General features: G+C 27.9%; 13 protein-coding genes. 1 reads left to right on the plus strand and 12 read right to left on the minus strand.

Annotation, left to right across the window (positions count from 1 at the left end):
- Positions 1-94: 94 nt before the first annotated feature.
- Positions 95-1132, plus strand: coding sequence for a selenide, water dikinase SelD (gene selD, locus ACH5BF_RS13360; RefSeq protein WP_423274754.1), 1038 nt, complete (start codon positions 95-97; stop codon positions 1130-1132).
- A 10-nt stretch (positions 1133-1142) separates the two neighbouring features.
- On the opposite strand, the gene ACH5BF_RS13365 is transcribed toward selD, so the two are convergent.
- The 12 genes from ACH5BF_RS13365 to ACH5BF_RS13420 form a co-directional block, all read right to left on the minus strand.
- Positions 1143-1544: a DUF695 domain-containing protein gene (locus tag ACH5BF_RS13365; protein WP_423274755.1), complete on the minus strand. Its 402-nt coding sequence runs from the start codon at positions 1542-1544 to the stop codon at positions 1143-1145.
- Between the two features lie 15 nt (positions 1545-1559).
- Positions 1560-2738 carry a class I SAM-dependent methyltransferase gene (locus ACH5BF_RS13370; protein WP_423274756.1) on the minus strand — a complete coding sequence of 393 codons (1179 nt, stop codon included), beginning with the start codon at positions 2736-2738 and terminating at the stop codon, positions 1560-1562.
- 82 nt (positions 2739-2820) lie between these two features.
- Complete coding sequence (locus ACH5BF_RS13375) at positions 2821-3555, minus strand: endonuclease (RefSeq protein ID WP_423274757.1); 735 nt, start codon at positions 3553-3555, stop codon at positions 2821-2823.
- Between the two features lie 130 nt (positions 3556-3685).
- The gene (locus tag ACH5BF_RS13380) at positions 3686-5053 is read right to left on the minus strand and encodes an HD domain-containing phosphohydrolase (RefSeq protein ID WP_423274758.1); all 1368 of its coding nucleotides are present in this window, start codon (positions 5051-5053) and stop codon (positions 3686-3688) included.
- 110 nt (positions 5054-5163) lie between these two features.
- Complete coding sequence (locus ACH5BF_RS13385) at positions 5164-7119, minus strand: preprotein translocase subunit SecA (protein ID WP_423274759.1); 1956 nt, start codon at positions 7117-7119, stop codon at positions 5164-5166.
- Between the two features lie 7 nt (positions 7120-7126).
- Positions 7127-9277 (minus strand): site-2 protease family protein, encoded by a 2151-nt coding sequence (locus tag ACH5BF_RS13390; protein WP_423274760.1) that lies wholly within the window; start codon positions 9275-9277, stop codon positions 7127-7129.
- Positions 9278-9282: 5 nt separating this feature from the next.
- Complete coding sequence (locus tag ACH5BF_RS13395; protein ID WP_423274761.1) at positions 9283-11163, minus strand: efflux RND transporter periplasmic adaptor subunit; 1881 nt, start codon at positions 11161-11163, stop codon at positions 9283-9285.
- A 6-nt stretch (positions 11164-11169) separates the two neighbouring features.
- On the minus strand, positions 11170-11973 hold the full coding sequence (locus ACH5BF_RS13400; protein WP_423274762.1) for an efflux RND transporter periplasmic adaptor subunit: 804 nt from the start codon (positions 11971-11973) through the stop codon (positions 11170-11172).
- Positions 11974-13530: a TolC family protein gene (locus ACH5BF_RS13405; protein ID WP_423274763.1), complete on the minus strand. Its 1557-nt coding sequence runs from the start codon at positions 13528-13530 to the stop codon at positions 11974-11976. It abuts the gene before it with no gap.
- Between the two features lie 18 nt (positions 13531-13548).
- Positions 13549-14040, minus strand: coding sequence for a hypothetical protein (locus ACH5BF_RS13410; protein WP_423274764.1), 492 nt, complete (start codon positions 14038-14040; stop codon positions 13549-13551).
- A 4-nt stretch (positions 14041-14044) separates the two neighbouring features.
- Positions 14045-16150: a hypothetical protein gene (locus ACH5BF_RS13415; RefSeq protein WP_423274765.1), complete on the minus strand. Its 2106-nt coding sequence runs from the start codon at positions 16148-16150 to the stop codon at positions 14045-14047.
- Between the two features lie 43 nt (positions 16151-16193).
- Positions 16194-17306: hypothetical protein (locus ACH5BF_RS13420; RefSeq protein ID WP_423274766.1), on the minus strand; the 1113-nt coding region annotated here is incomplete at its 5' end.

The following is a 17306-nucleotide window of genomic DNA, read 5'->3' on the forward strand; positions in this document are numbered from 1 at the left end:
AAGTCCTTTTGAAAACAAAAATCTGTAAAATACGAGATTTTACTTATATTATATTACAATAATGTGTAAATCATATGTTTTAAAAAGGAGTTTTATGAACAATGAATATAAATTAACTAAGTTCGTTAAAGCTGCTGGTTGAGCTGCAAAGATGGGTCCGGGGGATCTTAAACAAACAATTTGCAATTTAAAACCAAATGACAGCAGAATTTTAGTTGGCTTTGATACAAGTGAAGATGCTAGTGTTTATCAAATAAATGATGAGCAAGCTATAGTTCAAACATTAGATTTTATTACTCCTGTAATTGATGACCCATATATTTATGGACAAATTGCTGCTGCTAACTCTTTATCAGATGTATTTGCAATGGGAGCAGAAGTTAAAACTGCATTAAATATTGTAGGATTTGATAAAACAAATCTATCATACGAAGCTTTAGGAGAGATTCTTAGAGGTGGAAATGAAAAAATAAAAGAGTGTGGTGGAGTTTTATTAGGTGGACATACTATTGAATCTCCTGAGATGTATTATGGACTTTCAGTTACTGGAATGATACATCCAAATGAAATAGCAAGAAATAATACAGGTAAAATTGGTGATGTTTTAGTTCTTACTAAACCAATTGGTATGGGTATTTTAACTACTGCTATAAAAAGAGATTTATTAGAACCAACACTTATTAGAAAGTGTGCAGATATTATGGCTAGTCTTAACTATCTTCCTTCAAAGATTATGAAAAAGTATAGAGTTAGTTCTTGTACAGATATTACTGGATTTGGATTATTAGGTCATGCTTTAGAATCAGTTAATGAAACTACTTCATTTATGATAGAGTGTTCTAGTGTGCCTGTTGTTGAAGAAGCTATAGCTTTAGCAAATGATGGTGTGGTTCCAGGTGGAACAAAGAAAAATATGAAATACTTAGAAGATAAGGTATCTTATATGAGTGGTTTATCACAACACTGTAAAACCCTACTTTGTGATGCACAAACATCAGGTGGATTACTTGTAGCAATGCCAAAAGAAGACGCAGTTGAGTATATAAAAGAGCTTGAAGAGTTAAGCTTTGGTTATGCTTCAATTATTGGGGAAGTTATTCCTAAAGGTGTTAAAGATATTATAGTTCATTAACTATAATATCTTAATACATACTACTTATAAGCTCATCTTTTTTCTCAAAAGCTATCTCAAAATCACAAGAGTATAAAGAGTTTGATTTCAAAAATGAAATTGAATCATTTATAGTTTTCATAGCATCATTTGAAAGAAGAAAATACTGCATAAGTCCTTCATGAATATCAACAGCAACTAATTTTAAACTATTAGATTCTTCAAGTGCTTTTAAATGATTTTGCTCAAAAGCAGTAAAAAAAGCCAAACAAGCAGGGTCAGGAAACATAATATCATCACTTGCATGATACTTATGCTTTATTGTAACTAGGTGCGTAAAATTTTTAAGTTCATTTTTTATATCAACATCATTTCTTACTCTTAACATTTGATTTATATTATCAGTAAATTTAAGTTGCCAAAGCTCTTCCATACTCTCTCCTAAAACTTATTGTTTTTCTAGTCTATTTATTAGCTTTTCACCAAATGCTTTTTCTATATATGGTGAGATTTGCCATTGGTTTTTAAACTCTTTGTATTCATTTACAAATTTACTTACATTTTTTGTATCTTCAAAAAAAGCTCTAATCATTATGTTTTTTGGAGTATGTTCCATATCTATAAACTCTAAAACTTGCGTTCTATATCCCATAATCTCTAAAACATTTGCTCTTAAACCATCAGTAAGTAGTGATGCTACTTTTTCCTTGATGATTCCATACTTCATAATAGGAGCCATTTTTTCATTTTTGATTTTCTTTAGTAATTCATGTTGACAACATGGAACTGCTAAAATAACCTTCGCACCCCATCTTACCGCTTGAGCTAAGGCTTCATCAGTAGCAGTATTACAAGCATGAAGAGAAATAACCATATCAATCTCACCATACTGCTTAAAACCTTTTATATCACCTTGTTCAAATCTTAAATCATCATAGTTTAACTTTTTTGCTAGGTTTGAACAAAACTTGATTACATTTTCTTTTAAGTCAAGTCCTACAATCTCTACATTGTAACCCATCTTTAATACTAAATAATCATAAAGAGCAAAAGTTAGATATGCTTTTCCACAACCAAAATCAATAATTCTAATAGTTTTGTTTTTATCTAAATAAGGAATACAATCAGAAACCAACTCTAAATAACGATTTATTTGTTTAAACTTATCGTATTTTGATTTGATAACCTTTCCTTCTTTTGTCATAATTCCAAGTTCTATTAAAAAGGCTGATTTTTCACCTTCGTTTATAATATACTTTTTCTTTCTATTATGACTTACTTCTTCAAACTTTCTAGTGGCTTGCTTTTTGTTTATTTTAGCTTCACCTTTTTTGTTTACTAAAATATGATAATCCCAAGAACTTGTATGAATAAGCGCTTGTTTAAAATATGTTTCAATAAGCTTAGATAACTCTTCTTTTGTTTCGTCATTGTTTAAGTTTTTATGTTCTACATTTTTGTCATAAAAGTATTCAAATTGGTATTTTTCTTCATTTTGAATGATTACTTTTTTTATTGTTACTTTGTTGAAAGTTTTTTGGGCATTTTTTTGAATACCACTTAAAACTGAGTATGTTATTGTTTCTTCATCTACTATATTTTGTATTGATTGAGTTATGCTTTGCATATTGTTTTAAACTCCTGTGAATTTACTGCTAATTAATAAGACTATTTTTTCGTATAATATCTAAAGTGACTTCATTTATATATTAATCAATGAACTCGTTTTTATTGCCTTGGATTTTTTCTATTAGTTTGTTTCTTTGTCTTTCCCACTTATCAACTGGGTCTAGCTTATCCCAAGCTTCTAATATCTTTTTATCTTTTGGTGAAATTTTCATATCATATGTCTTTTCAAAATAAAAATATGTTCTTGCTATATTTCCTTTTATCTCATCTCTTGGCTCTACTACTCTTCTTTTAAAATCCACTTCAAAATCTATATTCTCACCATACCATCTTCTCTCACCTTCAATTTGAGAAAATCTAAAGTTTGATCTATCTGCATTTAGTTCCCCAATTGCAGGTACAAGATTGTGTAAATCTGCTTGCATAAATCTATATTTCTCATTTACAGCCGTACAGCATTTTCTCCCTTTATAAGGTTTTCCATTTTGTTTTACACACTGTGAATCACCTTCATACCAACAAGAAAATTGTCTACCAAAGTTTTGTGCAGGGATTACATGCTCCCACTCTATTCTTCTTGCTCTTTGATTCAACTTACCTTTTTTTGTGTATTCATTTCTAGGAGTATATCCACATGAATTTCTATCAATCATATTTGATTTATCTTTATAGTTGTAGTTACAAGAAGCATAAAAAGTAACCTGATGTTCTTTATATATTTTCTTAAGAAGTTTTTTTGATTTCGTAAAAGAATCAATTGTATTATTAGCATATATAAATGCAAATGAGAAAAATATCATAAAAATTATTTTCATAAACTCTCCAATTTTTTGAAGAAGTATATCGTATAAATAATTTCTATAAATTTATAAAAATAGAAAGTTTAGAAATAAATAATATTTTAATATGTTTTATATTTATATAATTATTTATTAAAACAAATTATCAAACATCCTCTAATCGTTCTCTAATTTCTAAAAACTCATCTAAATGCTCAAAAAAGATATCTATTAATTGAGGATCAAACTGCTTTGCTCTTTGCTCTTTTAAAAACTCAAAGATTTTATCATCACTCCACGCTTCCTTGTAACATCTATTACTGCCTAAGGCATCAAATACATCTGCTAAAGCAGTTATTCTTCCCTCAATTGAGATTTCATCTCTTGCTAAATGTCTAGGATAACCTTTTCCATCCCATCTTTCATGATGTTCTAAAGCTATTATTGCAGCTGTTTTTAAAAGTGGTCTATTTGAGTGAGCCATCATTTTATACCCTAACTCTGCATGAGTTCTCATAATTTCAAACTCTTTATCTGTAAGTTTCGAAGGCTTTTTCAAAATACTATCAGGAATGGCTACTTTTCCTATATCATGCATAGGTGAAGCATCTACAAGTAACTGTATTTGTTTATGCTCTAATCCCACATATTTTGCTAAAACTCTTGAATATTCAGCAACTCTTTTTACATGATTTCCAGTCTCCTTAGATCTTGTTTCACTAATTGCACCCATTGTAAAAACAATCTCTTTTTGAGTCTCTTCAATCTCTTTTTGCAGTTTATATATATCACTTACATCATGCCTTACACTTATATACTCTATTACTTCACCATTGTCATCAAGTATTGGCATCACTGTACTTTTTACTATATAAACTTCACCATTTTTCTTTAGATTTGAAACTTCACCCTTCCAAACTTTTTTATTTTTAACTGTTTTCCAAAGGTCCTTAAATGCTTCTTTAGGCATATTTGGATCTCTTACTATATTATGTGGTTTTCCTACAAGTTCATTCTCTTTATAACCACTAATTTCAGTAAAAGCCTTATTTACATAAGTAATAATACCTCTTTTATCAGTTTTAGAAACAATAGCCCCTTCATCAACTACAGCTTTGTATTGGTCTAGCAAAATAATATTTTGATTTAGTGTATGTGATAATTTTATATGAGTTGAAACTCTTGCTAATAGTTCGACTTTATTTAAAGGCTTAATAATTAAATCTTGTCCACCTGATTCAAAAGCTTTAGTAATAATGTCATTATCATTGTTTTCAGACATATAAATAATAGGTATATTTTTTGTTTTTTCTGAGTTTTTTAAATAAGAAGTAAGTTCAAAATCATTTTTTTCAGCTAAGTTTATATCTATTAGTATCAAATCAAAAGATATCCTTTGAATAATTATCATATCAAGTACGATACCAACACTTTTTGCAATAGTAAAATCATAAAGTGTATCTTTAAAATATTTAGATAATAGAGTTATTTGTTCTTCTTCATTTGTAACAATAAGAATTTTTTTATTTTCCATAAAATGCTAGCCTTTTTTAAGTCTCGTGATTTTAACATTAAAAAGTATCAAAAAAGTATCTTTTTTATTTTATAAAAATAATCAAAAGTAAAAGGCTAGTTTTTTATTATTTAATCCATAGTGTAAGACATAGAGTTTTTTAAGTTAAACTCTTGAAGAAGTGTTTTATTTCTAATATTTGAAATATCTTTTTCTATCTTTTTTTGATAAAAAACATAAAATAGCCAAGCTATCTTTTTTGTAAACTTTGAACTAAAATTTTTAATAAAGAATTCTCTTAACCAAGAAGGCAAATAGTGTTTTATAATCAAATCATCCAAGCTTAAATATGCAACTGCCACACCATTTTGTCCTTGTCTTGCACATCTACCAAAAAACTGTAAATCTATTCTTCTTGATTTATCTCTTTGCGTAGTAACGACATGAAGTCCACCTAGAGCATTTATTTCATCACTTATATCAATATCTGTTCCACGTCCAGCCATATTTGTAGCAATTGTAATAGAACCTTTTTGTCCTGCTTGTGAGATAATTTGAGCTTCTTCTTCATCATGTAAAGCATTTAAAGTTTTACTTTTTAAACCTATTTCTTTAAGTCTGCTAGCTAGATTTTCACTATCTTTAATAGATGTTACACCAATTAGTACAGGTATTCCTTTTTTATTTAAAGAACTTACATACTCAATAATTCTTTTATTTTTTTCATTTTCATCTATAAAAAATTCATCTTCTTTAATAAGCATTTGAGAAGGTACTCTTGTTGGAATTTTAATAATAGAAGTTTCATAGATTTGCCAAAGTTCATTATCAAGATTTTTCAAAGTTCCACTCATTCCACACAAATGTGTATAAAGCCTAAAAAATCTTTGAAAACTCATCTTAGCAAATGTTGTTGTAGGGTCTGTTATTTCAAGTCCTTCTTTTACTTCAATTGCTTGATGTAAGCCATTTCCCCATGACCTATGTTCCATAATTCTTCCAGTTTTCTCATCTACAATAACAACTTTACCATCTTTTATAATATAGTGTTTATTTAAAAGATATAACTCTCTTGCTGTTAAAGCTTGTTTTACAAGATACTCTCTTCTATGTTTTACTTTCCAAATTTCATTTAAAGATGAACTATTATCTTCTACAAGTTTAATACCCTTTTTTGTAAGTGTAATATCATTAAACTTTTCACTAATTTTATAATCTTCATCTTTTTTTAGTAACTTTGCAATTTTATAGGCATCTACAACAGATTTTTGTAATACTTTATTTTCTGCTGTAGCAGAGATTATCAAAGGAGTAACTGCATCATCTGCTAATACACTATCAGCTTCATCAATAATAGCTGTTTCTAAACCTCTTAAAACATAATCATTTTCATTTAATTTTCCACTTACCTTATCTATTAGGTATCTATTAAAATCAAAAGAAGAGTCTTCTTTCATTCTATCTTTTAAAAAATCAGCTAAAACTTCTTTCCCTGTAGTATATACAATATTTGATTCATAAAGTTTTTTTCTCTCTTCAGGTGAATTAGATGAAGTAATAGAACAACATGTAAGACCTATGCTATTATAAAACTCTTCAAAAAGTTGAGCATCCCTTGCTGCTAGATAATCATTTGAAGTAAAAACATGTATTGGTTTACCAACCCAGCCTAAAACTCCTGCTGCGATTGCTGCTGTTAGGGTTTTCCCCTCACCTGTTGACATTTCAATAACAAACTTCTTATATAAAGCTATTGCTCCCATAATTTGTACAACATAAGCTCTTTTGCCTGTAATTCTAAAACAAGCCTCAACACATAAAGAAAAAGCCTCTAAAACTTCTTCATCATTTTGTTTATTTAATCTAAAAGTTCTTTTAATATTAGCTATTTTTTCATCTAATTCATTTTGACTTATTTGAGTTAATTTTAAAGAGTTATCATGCACAACCTGAGCATCTTTTTGTAAGTTTGTAGGTCTATATTTAAACTTATTTATTTTTCCAAGGATTAGATTATAATAATAATCCAATCCTTCATGAAGTTCTTTTTCTTTTATTTTAATTATATTTTTTCTGGCTTTTTTCATAAACTACTTAAATCTTATAATGCTTTTGTAAAATCTGTTTAACATTAGTAATCATTCTTTCAACTAAAGTTTTTGGTTCTAATTGTATCTTTAAAATACCAGAACGTCCATGTTGTAAAACAAACTCTTTTTTATCAATAATATTTGCTTTTACCTCAAAGAAACTTTCTTTTGTTTTTGTACCACTATTATCTTTTTGAGATACAGCAATATCTCCACCACCAAGCCATCCAAGTGCAGCTGATGGCAACTCTTGCTTTTGATAAGGAATAACTCTAATATTATCAACACTAATTATATGTTCATTTAAACCATGTAGTTTTAAACTACCATTATAAACTTGGTTTGCAAAAATATTAAAAGACTCTTCTTGGGGAATTACTGCTTGGAAATGAGCTTGTTTATCAGGTAATAACATACCAATTCTCTGCCCCATTCGAAACCAAGTATTCTCTTTATTTTTAATCTCTTGATGTATAAAATATCCTGATTTATCTGCTTTTATAAAAAGCTTGTCTTTCTTTTCTTCTAAATATTTTAATTTATCATTTAATAGATTTATCTGATTATTAATTGCATTCATATCAGCTTTTGCACTAGTTCTTGCTTTTACCATATAAGCCTTAGTCTCTTTAATAGAAGCATATACACTTTGAATTTCAAAATCTAACTCTTTATTTTCAAAGCTTAATAAAACATCACCCCTATTAACAAACTCTCCATCTTTTACATGAATTTTATTTAAATAACCATCTGTTTTTAAAAAGATATTTTGGTAATTATCAGTCATTACAATACCATTTGCTTTTAATGAAAAAGGAAATGGTATAACAGCTACTATAATAAAAATAAAACCTATAACTGAAGCTGAGATAGATATGGCTTTGATTCTTGTTTTTTGTAACTTATTATTTGTAAATAAGTATTTAAAAAACTCATACCAAGGTTTTAATATCCACATATATAAAGATATAAGTACAACTAAGACTCCTAGAAAAAACCATTGGTCTGCTACAAAAAGAGCAATTAAAAAGGCTACAAAAAGTCTATAAAAGAAACTAAGAACAGAATAAGTACATAACCAAAAAGCTTCTCTTAAAGATTGGCTAGGGCTTACTACATATTCAAGTTTAAAAATATATTTCTCTACTAAGTAGTACCACTGTTTTTTAGAGTTCTCATAAAGATTTGGTATCTCTAAAAGGTCAGATAAAATAAAATACGAGTCAAATCTCAATAATGGATTACCATTAAAAAATATACTTGAAATAGAACCTATAATCATCATATTAAAAGCAATACTATTAACTATCCCATCACCTGTATTTGCCCAAACAATAGCTGCAATTGCTGCTATAAAAAGTTCAACTATCATACCAGCAGCACCAACTAATGCTCTTTGATATTTTGATCTAAACAGCCAACTTTGCGTTGCATCCATATATGGTATTGGTGTAAATACAAGTATCATTACACCCATTTCATTTACTTTTCCACCAAACTTCTTAACCATCATTGAGTGACCAAACTCATGCAAAGTTTTTAAGATGATGATAGAAATATATAATAAGAAAAGTTTATTAGGAGATAACATCCCTTGTGTTTGGTCATATAAAGATGAAAAGTTTTCTACTGAAAACTTTATTCCTAGTGCAATAACTATAAACCATACAATAGCACCTGCTTTTGAAAAAACAAGTTCTGTAAAAGGTCTAGTCTTATCAAGAAATCTATCTGGGTCAAATAAAGGTACTTTAAAGTATAAAAATGAAAAAACTTTACTTTTCATTTTCTTACTATGTTTTAATTCGGCTCTATGTAAAAGCTGTTCAGTATTTGCTTTATTTTTAAAATATAGAAGATTTTTATGGTGCAAACTTGTAAGTAAAGATATTACTTCATCTTGTGTAGGAGTATGAGAAGAGTCATCTTTTAAAGACTCTTCCCAAATCTCTTCAACAGTTTTAGATGAATCAAGCCTTGCTAAAAATCTATAAGCTTCTTCTCTTACTCTAAAGAACTGGTTGTTAAAACTATCTTCAATTACATACCATTTCTGACCTCGATAAAACTGTTTTTTTATATAGCTTGAACTATTAAGTGATACATTTAATTTTGCAACTTTAAACCACTGTTCACTAAAAACACTACCTTGCATCTATTCTACCACCAAACATGCATATGTAAGAAGTCTGAAATCTTATGAGTTAATATCCAATATACAGGTCTTTGCTCAATTTTAATTTTTGCAATACCACTCATACCAGGTCTCATCCAAGGTTTTACTTCATCTAAAAATACTACTTTAATTGTAAAAACATTTCCATTTTCATCATCTACATTTGCCATTGGAATGATTTTGTCAATTTTTACATTAAAATACTCATGGGGTCTACTTAAAAGATTAAGTTCAGCTATTTGACCTACCTTTATTTCATCTATATACTCTTCTTGAACTTTCAATTTTGCATATAAATCAGTTGGCTTTGCAATTTGAACTAAAATATCTCCTTTAGAAAAAGGACTTCCAAGTAATTTTTCCTTATCTCCTTCAATGATAATACCATCAAAAGGTGATTTTAATTCAGCTTTTTCTAAAAAGTAATTAAGCTTTTTAAGGTTCGCTTCTGATTGCTCTTTTTTTGCTAAAGCTATTTGCATATCTGCAAGTTTTCTTTGAGATCTTGCTTTCTCTGCTTCGGTATCATATCTAATAATATCAGCATTAATCTCTAGCTTTTTTAATATCATTTCTTTATCATCAAAAGCTAATAATTTCATACCTGTTTCAACACTATCACCAGAATCTATAAAAACTTCTTGAACTATTCCATCAAAAGGTGCTGAGATATAAGAGATATTATCTGTTTGAAGATTTGTAACTGATTCTACTTTGTATTCAAGTTTTCCAAACATTATCCATAAAAGAAGGATTGATACTAAAACACTTGATAGTTTTAATAAACTCTTTTGTGGACCAAAAAAATTCTTTGATGTTTTTTCAACTTTTACTAAAGATTTCTTTAGAATATTTTGGTCATGAGTATAAATGTTATTTAAAATTGGAGCAATTAAATTTAAAGCTAATCTTATAGTTTCTAAACTAGAAAAAGACAACTCTGATTCTTTCATCTCAAAACTTACTACACCTATTATTTCATCTTCTAATCTAATAGGAAAACTATATAAATTTGAAAGTTTATTATCTTTTAGATATATTTGATGTGCATTTGTAATTAAGTCACTATCTTTATCCTCTGGATAAAATATTTCGCTATCTTGTTCATATGCTTCTTCATAAATAGCTTCTAAAGCTTTTGAACTATAACTTGACTTTAAAAAATCTTCCACATGACTTATAGCTTTTGGTGTAACATATTGATTAAATTCCCAACCAATAGAAACTCTATTTGCATTGTATCTATTACAAAGTTCATCTACAAGTTTCATAATTGAAAGTTTAAATTTATTTTCACTTACAATATAATTTATCAATTCAACAACAGAAGTTAAATCATTTCCTTCATCTTCATCTATCTCATTCATATCACTTGCTTGATATACTTCAACGGCTTTAGATTTATTTTTATTACTAAAATAAGAAAAAGGAACATCTTTACATAAAATAGCTCTTAGAATTATATTTGTAAACTCATTTTTATTATTGTTTTCAATTAAAAAACATAAGAAATATTCACTTTCATCTTCAATATTATCTAGTTTAACAGCTACTATATATCTGCTTTGAAAAGTTGATTTTTCATAAGCATAAGCATTTTGTGATGATCTTTGAACTAATGAACTAATATTATTATAAACACTATCTTTACTATTTTCATCTATTGAATCATCGTCATATTCTTGAAAAAGTGTAAGTTCATCATTTTTTTTTACTATAAAAGTTAAATTACTTTTAGTAAGTAATGAAATTGACTCTAAATACTCAAACCAAAACTCTTCCTCTTCTAAAGAAGAGTTTCTCAAACTTGTAAGACTATTTAATATCTCAATTGTATCTGTTTTTCTACTCTTGCTAACTTCCATCAAACTCTACTTTAAAATAACATTTGCAGTTAATCCAGGAATAGCTTTTTTATCTTTATTATCAAAGTCGATTTTTGCTCTAATTAATCCACTTGAACTATCAGCCATAGCAGAGATAAAAGATACAGTTCCCTCTTTTATAAAAGTCTCTTTCCCATTTGAAATCTCCACATCAACTTTTGAATTTACAGATAACTGTTGTAAATCATTTGTAGTTAAATCAACTTCAACAAAACAAGTATCAATATCAATAATTTGAACAATCTCTTTTCCAACTTGAACCCACTCACCAATCTTAGGTTCAATTCTTGTAATAACACCATTTACAGGTGATTTTAGAGTATAATAATCTAATACATTCTTAGAAATTTGATACTCAATATACTCTTTTTTCTCATTAATTATTAGTGAACTTAATTCAGCTTTTGTATTTGTATATTGCATTTTTAATTGATTTAGTTCATTTAAACTAATCGATTTTGTTTCATTATAAAGTTTTTCTTTTTTATTTAAAATATCTTCAAGAACAACTAAGTTCTTTTTTAAAGAGTCTAATTGTGTTTTATCTTTTAATAAAAGGTTTCTTCTTTGTGTTTCTAATCTTTGTAAGTTACTATCTAAAGATAAGATTACTTGACCTTTTTTTACACTATCACCCTCTTTTAAAAATACTTTATCTACTTTTCCCTCTGTTGAAATACCTATTTTACCTTCATAAATAGGCTTTACAATTCCTGTTAAGGGAGCTAGTAACTCCTGAGCTTGTAAAAATGTTGTACATATACAAGCAATATAAATTAATTTTTTCATTTACTTTATAACTCCAAAATTTTCTTTTGTTAATTCATTTCTTACATTTAACTCTTTTATTTTTTCAATATCATCTAAAGTTAAATATTTATTAAATAGTTCCCCAATAGCTTTATCTAGTGATGCTTTTGATAGTTTAAAATCAATTAATCTATTAAAAAACTTATTTTGATACTCAATCATATCGTCTTCTTGAACTATTACATCTTTTATACTTTTATCTCCAAAACTAAAAGCTTTTTTTGTATCAGCTAATAATCTTTTTTTGATTTCTAAACTGTTTTTATAAAACTCAACTTCTTCTTTTGAATTATTATATGATTCAAGTTTTGTATCAATTGCATTATATAATCCATTTTTTAAAGTCTCGATTTCTAGTTTGATTTGATTTGCCTTTAACTTTGCAATTCGTAAAGCATTTACAGCTTGATTATCATATAAAGAACCAGAGTATTGTAATCCTACACTCCAAGATATATGCTCATCATCATAAACTCTATCTTTAAAAGTATTTGTTAGCGTTCCACTTGAAGTACTAGCTATTAAATCTAACTGTGGTTTTACATAGTTTTCTGTGATTTTGATTTGAAGTAACTCTTTTTCTAGCTTATTTTTAGCAATCTGAAAATCAGGCCAGATTTCTAAAGCTTTTTCAAAATAAGTTTGTAAATCTAAAACTTTTTCATTTTCACTTACACTTGGATTTTCAAGTAAATTGAAATTAATTTCTTCACTATTATATGAAGATAAATTTAATAAAGATAAAAAGTCATTTTTGTATTTTTTTATTTCACTATCAATCTTTTTTAGTTGAGCTTGTCTAATAAGTCCTGAACTTCTAGCTTCTAATACTTCCGAATAAGGAATCTCACCTGCTTCAAACTTTTTTTCTAATAAAGATATGATTTTTTTATTAAAAGTTAGTGAGTTTTCATAACTCTTTTTAAGCTCTTTTGCTGAATAGTATTTCCAGTAGCTTTGAATCGTACTACCCATAATATCAGAGATGTTTTTTTCTGCTTTTTTAGAATAAATTTTTCTTTCAGCCTTAGCTAAATTTACTTTTCCCATAGCTCCATGTTCTCCAAAACCTTTTAGTAATGGTTGAACAACACTTAATTTTATTCCTTTTCTAAACTCTGTATCATAATCACTTTGGTATTTATTGATTAAGTTACTTTGCTTTGCAGAACTTGTAAGAGATAGACTCCATTGTGAACCAATAGAAGTAACTCCTTTTATTCCCATTTCTTGAGATTGAAGATTTTCTTCATAATCATTCAAATAACCTCTTGTTGATTTTTCATCAACACCATTTGGAACATCTGTTCTTTGTTTAGTAATATTTACATAAAAAGTAGGATCAAAACCTGACTCTTCTAGTTTAATTTGAGATTGAATAATTTGGTCTTGCATTCTATCAAAGATAATATTTGAATTTCTTTTTACTACCTCTACAATCATACTTTTTATATCTACATCTATAGTTTTAGGCTCACTAGAAGCCCAAACAGAAGATAAAAGTCCTAGACAACATATTGTTATAGTTTTTTTCATCACTCCCCTTAATAAACCCTAATTAAATTTTTGACATAAATTATAATAAGAGTCAAAGTTCCCATCTGTTAGCTTGCTAACTTTTACACAGTTTTGTCCTGCATTTTCAACTAATTCATAAACAACTTTTAATGAACTAATTGTTAATTCTCTTCCTTGGCTATCTATATCATAAGTTCCAATCTCAATTGGAGATAAAATCTCAATACTTAAAGAAACTTTTCCATAAGAATTAAAAATAAAAGTCATTTCACCAGTTGCATCTGTATCTACAGAACCATCATCTTTTAACTTCTCTTCATACCAAGTAGCTTGTCCTACAAAAGCACCACTTTGGTTAGATAAAAATCTTTTATCACTAAAATATGGGTCCCATTTTCCATCTATCTTTTGCATATTTGTATCTACACTTGTGGAGCTAGTACCCCCGCCACCTCCACAAGCACTAAAAAACAAAGTTATAAATGCAAAAGAAAAAAATCTAAATACCCTAAAAATCTCTTTTGTCATCTATTTATTGACACCTATTTGTTGTAGTTACAACTGCTGTTGTGATTGTATTATTTACTTGAGCATTACCTGCTGCTTTTGCAGTTCTAGCACTAGTAACATCAATTTCACCTTTGATAATAGCACTATCATTTTCTATATTTCCATCATATATAACTCTTGGACTGCATGTAGTATTAGTTTCAATGTCATAATAACCATATCCAGTACTTTCATCACGCATAGAAAATTCATAAATTCCTTTATCAAAAGTAAGTGCTGTTCCAGTTGAGCTATCTTTCATAGAAATATATCCACTTAATTTATTTGTTCCAGAAACACTATTTTTTAAAGTTAACTTTTGATAATATTTAGATGAAAGCAGTTTACTTGTACTTTGGTTAAATACTACTACACCTTCAAAACTACTAGTTTCACTCTCTTCATAGTCAGTATCCATTTCACTACTATTTTCAAATGATTTGCTAAATACTACACTTACAATATTATTTCCAATATCAGTTGCAGTATAAGAGTTATAACTACTTGTATCAGAACCATAATCACTTACTACTTGATAAGCGATATCTGTTCTAATCATATTAGCTGCACCATAAATCTCATAAATATTGTTTCCACTTTTAATATCTAATAACGTATCACCTGTAACAAGTCTTTTAGTAATTGGCAACTCACCTAAAGATAAGTCTCCACCTTGGTCTTCAGTTACCTTTAAAGACACAGCTAAACTCTCACTACTTGTTGTTTCTTTAAAATCTTCACTTAAAACAACAACAGAACCAACAGTTTCAGAAGAATCATAGTTTATATTTACGCTATTTCCACTAACTTCTACATAATCAATAATCTCACCTTTAGTGTTTTTTACAACTACTAATGGATTAGAATAAGAGCTAAATTCAGTTACATCTAAAGTTTTAGTAGTTTGATTAGATGTGTTGTCTTCAAGAATAATAAATGGATTTAATGTCATTGAAGCTTTAATAGTAGAATCTATTTCATTTGATACAATATCAAAAGTAGTTCCTATTTGATTCCATGAAGTTCCATTGTATTGATATAAAACTACTCCCGTTTGATTAGTAAAACTTACTTCTTTTAATAAGTTATTTAAAATATCTAATACATCACCTGTAGTATTGTTAGTTTTAATATCTGCACCACTTACAAAAGAGTAACCTTGATTTTGTAAAGTCTCAAAACCTGGAATTTGCAAGATATTATCATATTTTGTAATATATGATTTTTCATATAATGTAGAAGAATCTACTTTCTTTGAGAAAGTATAGTTACTTCCAATAGTTGATTTTTGTGTTAAAGAATTGTCAATTAAAGAATTGCTTGTAGAAGATGAAGTTGCAAGTAAACTATCGCTTCCTAAACCTAAAAGATTATTTGTAACTGTTGGTTGTTGTTCATCATTCTGTTTATCTAAATAAGTAACTACTTCACCTTGTAATGTTGTGATTTGTGTATTTATAGGTGTTGTTGCTGTACTTTTTATATACTTTTGAAATAGTACTGTGTTATCAGAAGAAGTATCATTTATAAAGTTTTTAACCCCTGTGTATGAACCAGAATTAGAAATAGAATTAAAAGTCTTTTCATCTAAAGTTTTAAGAGTATCTTTAAAAAGGTTTGCATTATGGTCAACATTATATTGACCTCCAGCATACTTACTTGTATCTGAAGAAGTTGTCGTTTTTAAAAGATTAAACATCTTAAATGTAAGGTTTGTACCATCACTTGCATTATCTTCTTGGTCTTCTGTACCATAAGCTGATGAACCTTCAACTACAACCATATACTCTTTATTATTGTCTAAAATACCTTGAATAGTATATTTACCATCTGCATCGGTAAAAGTATAATACTCAGTTACACTATCAACTCCAAAATCTAAAGTACTATTAGTATTATTATCAATATAGTCTAATTGTCCATTTAAATTTTCATCGATATATACTAAGGCATTTTTGATTGGTCCATCTGTTACTGTTCCAGATACTTTTGTAATTGGAGAAGAGATAGATCCACCACCTCCACCACCACAAGCACTTAAAAAAACTATTGTAGATGTAGCTAATACTAGGGGTTTAATCTTTAACATTTTTTAATTCCTTTTACTTTATTTATAAATTCTTCTTTTTTTATTATAAAACTAAATCTTCTGTCCATAACTCATACTCTTCCTCATCATAGTCAAACAAGATATTACTACTCATTCTCTCTATATCTATAAATCCTATTGAACTTGTATACGTACTATATTCTACACTTGGCATTATTACCTCATGCTCTGCTACTGTACTCACATTTTGCACTTCAAAGCTTCTTAATGCTCTTATATTATCATTCTGTGTTATTTGTGTATTTCTTACTACATACTCATTATATGCGCTATTTATATTACTTGATTGATTTAAGTTTTGGTAGTTTATCGCTGCTTCAAACTCCCACATTACGATATCTTCCATCCCTTCTGATAACTGTGTTTCTATCTCTGTTACTTCTTTATCAAACTCACTTACTGCTACATATTGCATTGAGTAATTATCTCTCTCTATTAATAAGCCGTACATTGTATCATTTATTGTATTATTTTTTATTTTAGCTTTATCATAATTTCCTAAATATAATTTTGTTGTGTCTATCTCTATAGCCTCTTTTGCCATTGTTTCTATTGTTTCTGGGCTTACTTTATTTCCTTCTGTATATGCCCCTTTCCCTAGCATATTTAGGTTTTGAGATTCTACATTTATTAATTCACCATTATTATCTAGTATTCTTTTTTCTTCTGATACTTTTACTGTTACTGTATTAGCTGTTAATTTATCTAAGTATAGATCTCCATTTGAGCTTTCTATTGCTAAGATATTTGTTGCGTTTGAATCTTTTACTATTACATCATCTATTTGTGTTACATATACTGAATCACTTGAGTTTACAGTTATTGTCTCTACATCTGTTAGAAGTGTTGAGAATGCTACATCTAAGATTAAGTCTTCTGCTATGATTGTTCCAAACAGATTATCTTTCTCATTTATTGTTATATCATTTACTACATTTGCGTTTATTGTTTTTATTTCTGTATTCAGGTTTACATTTAATGCATCTATTGTTAACTTATCTACTTTTACTAATGATGTTGTATCTTTATTCTCTATATTTGAGTTTGAAATTACTTTCATATTTGTCGCATTTACTGTACCTATTTGTAAATCATCTTTCTCTTCTAGGTATATATCTGTATTTACCTCTGCATT

It is taken from the genome of Arcobacter pernae, assembly GCF_049472135.1.
GTDB lineage: Bacteria > Campylobacterota > Campylobacteria > Campylobacterales > Arcobacteraceae > Arcobacter_B.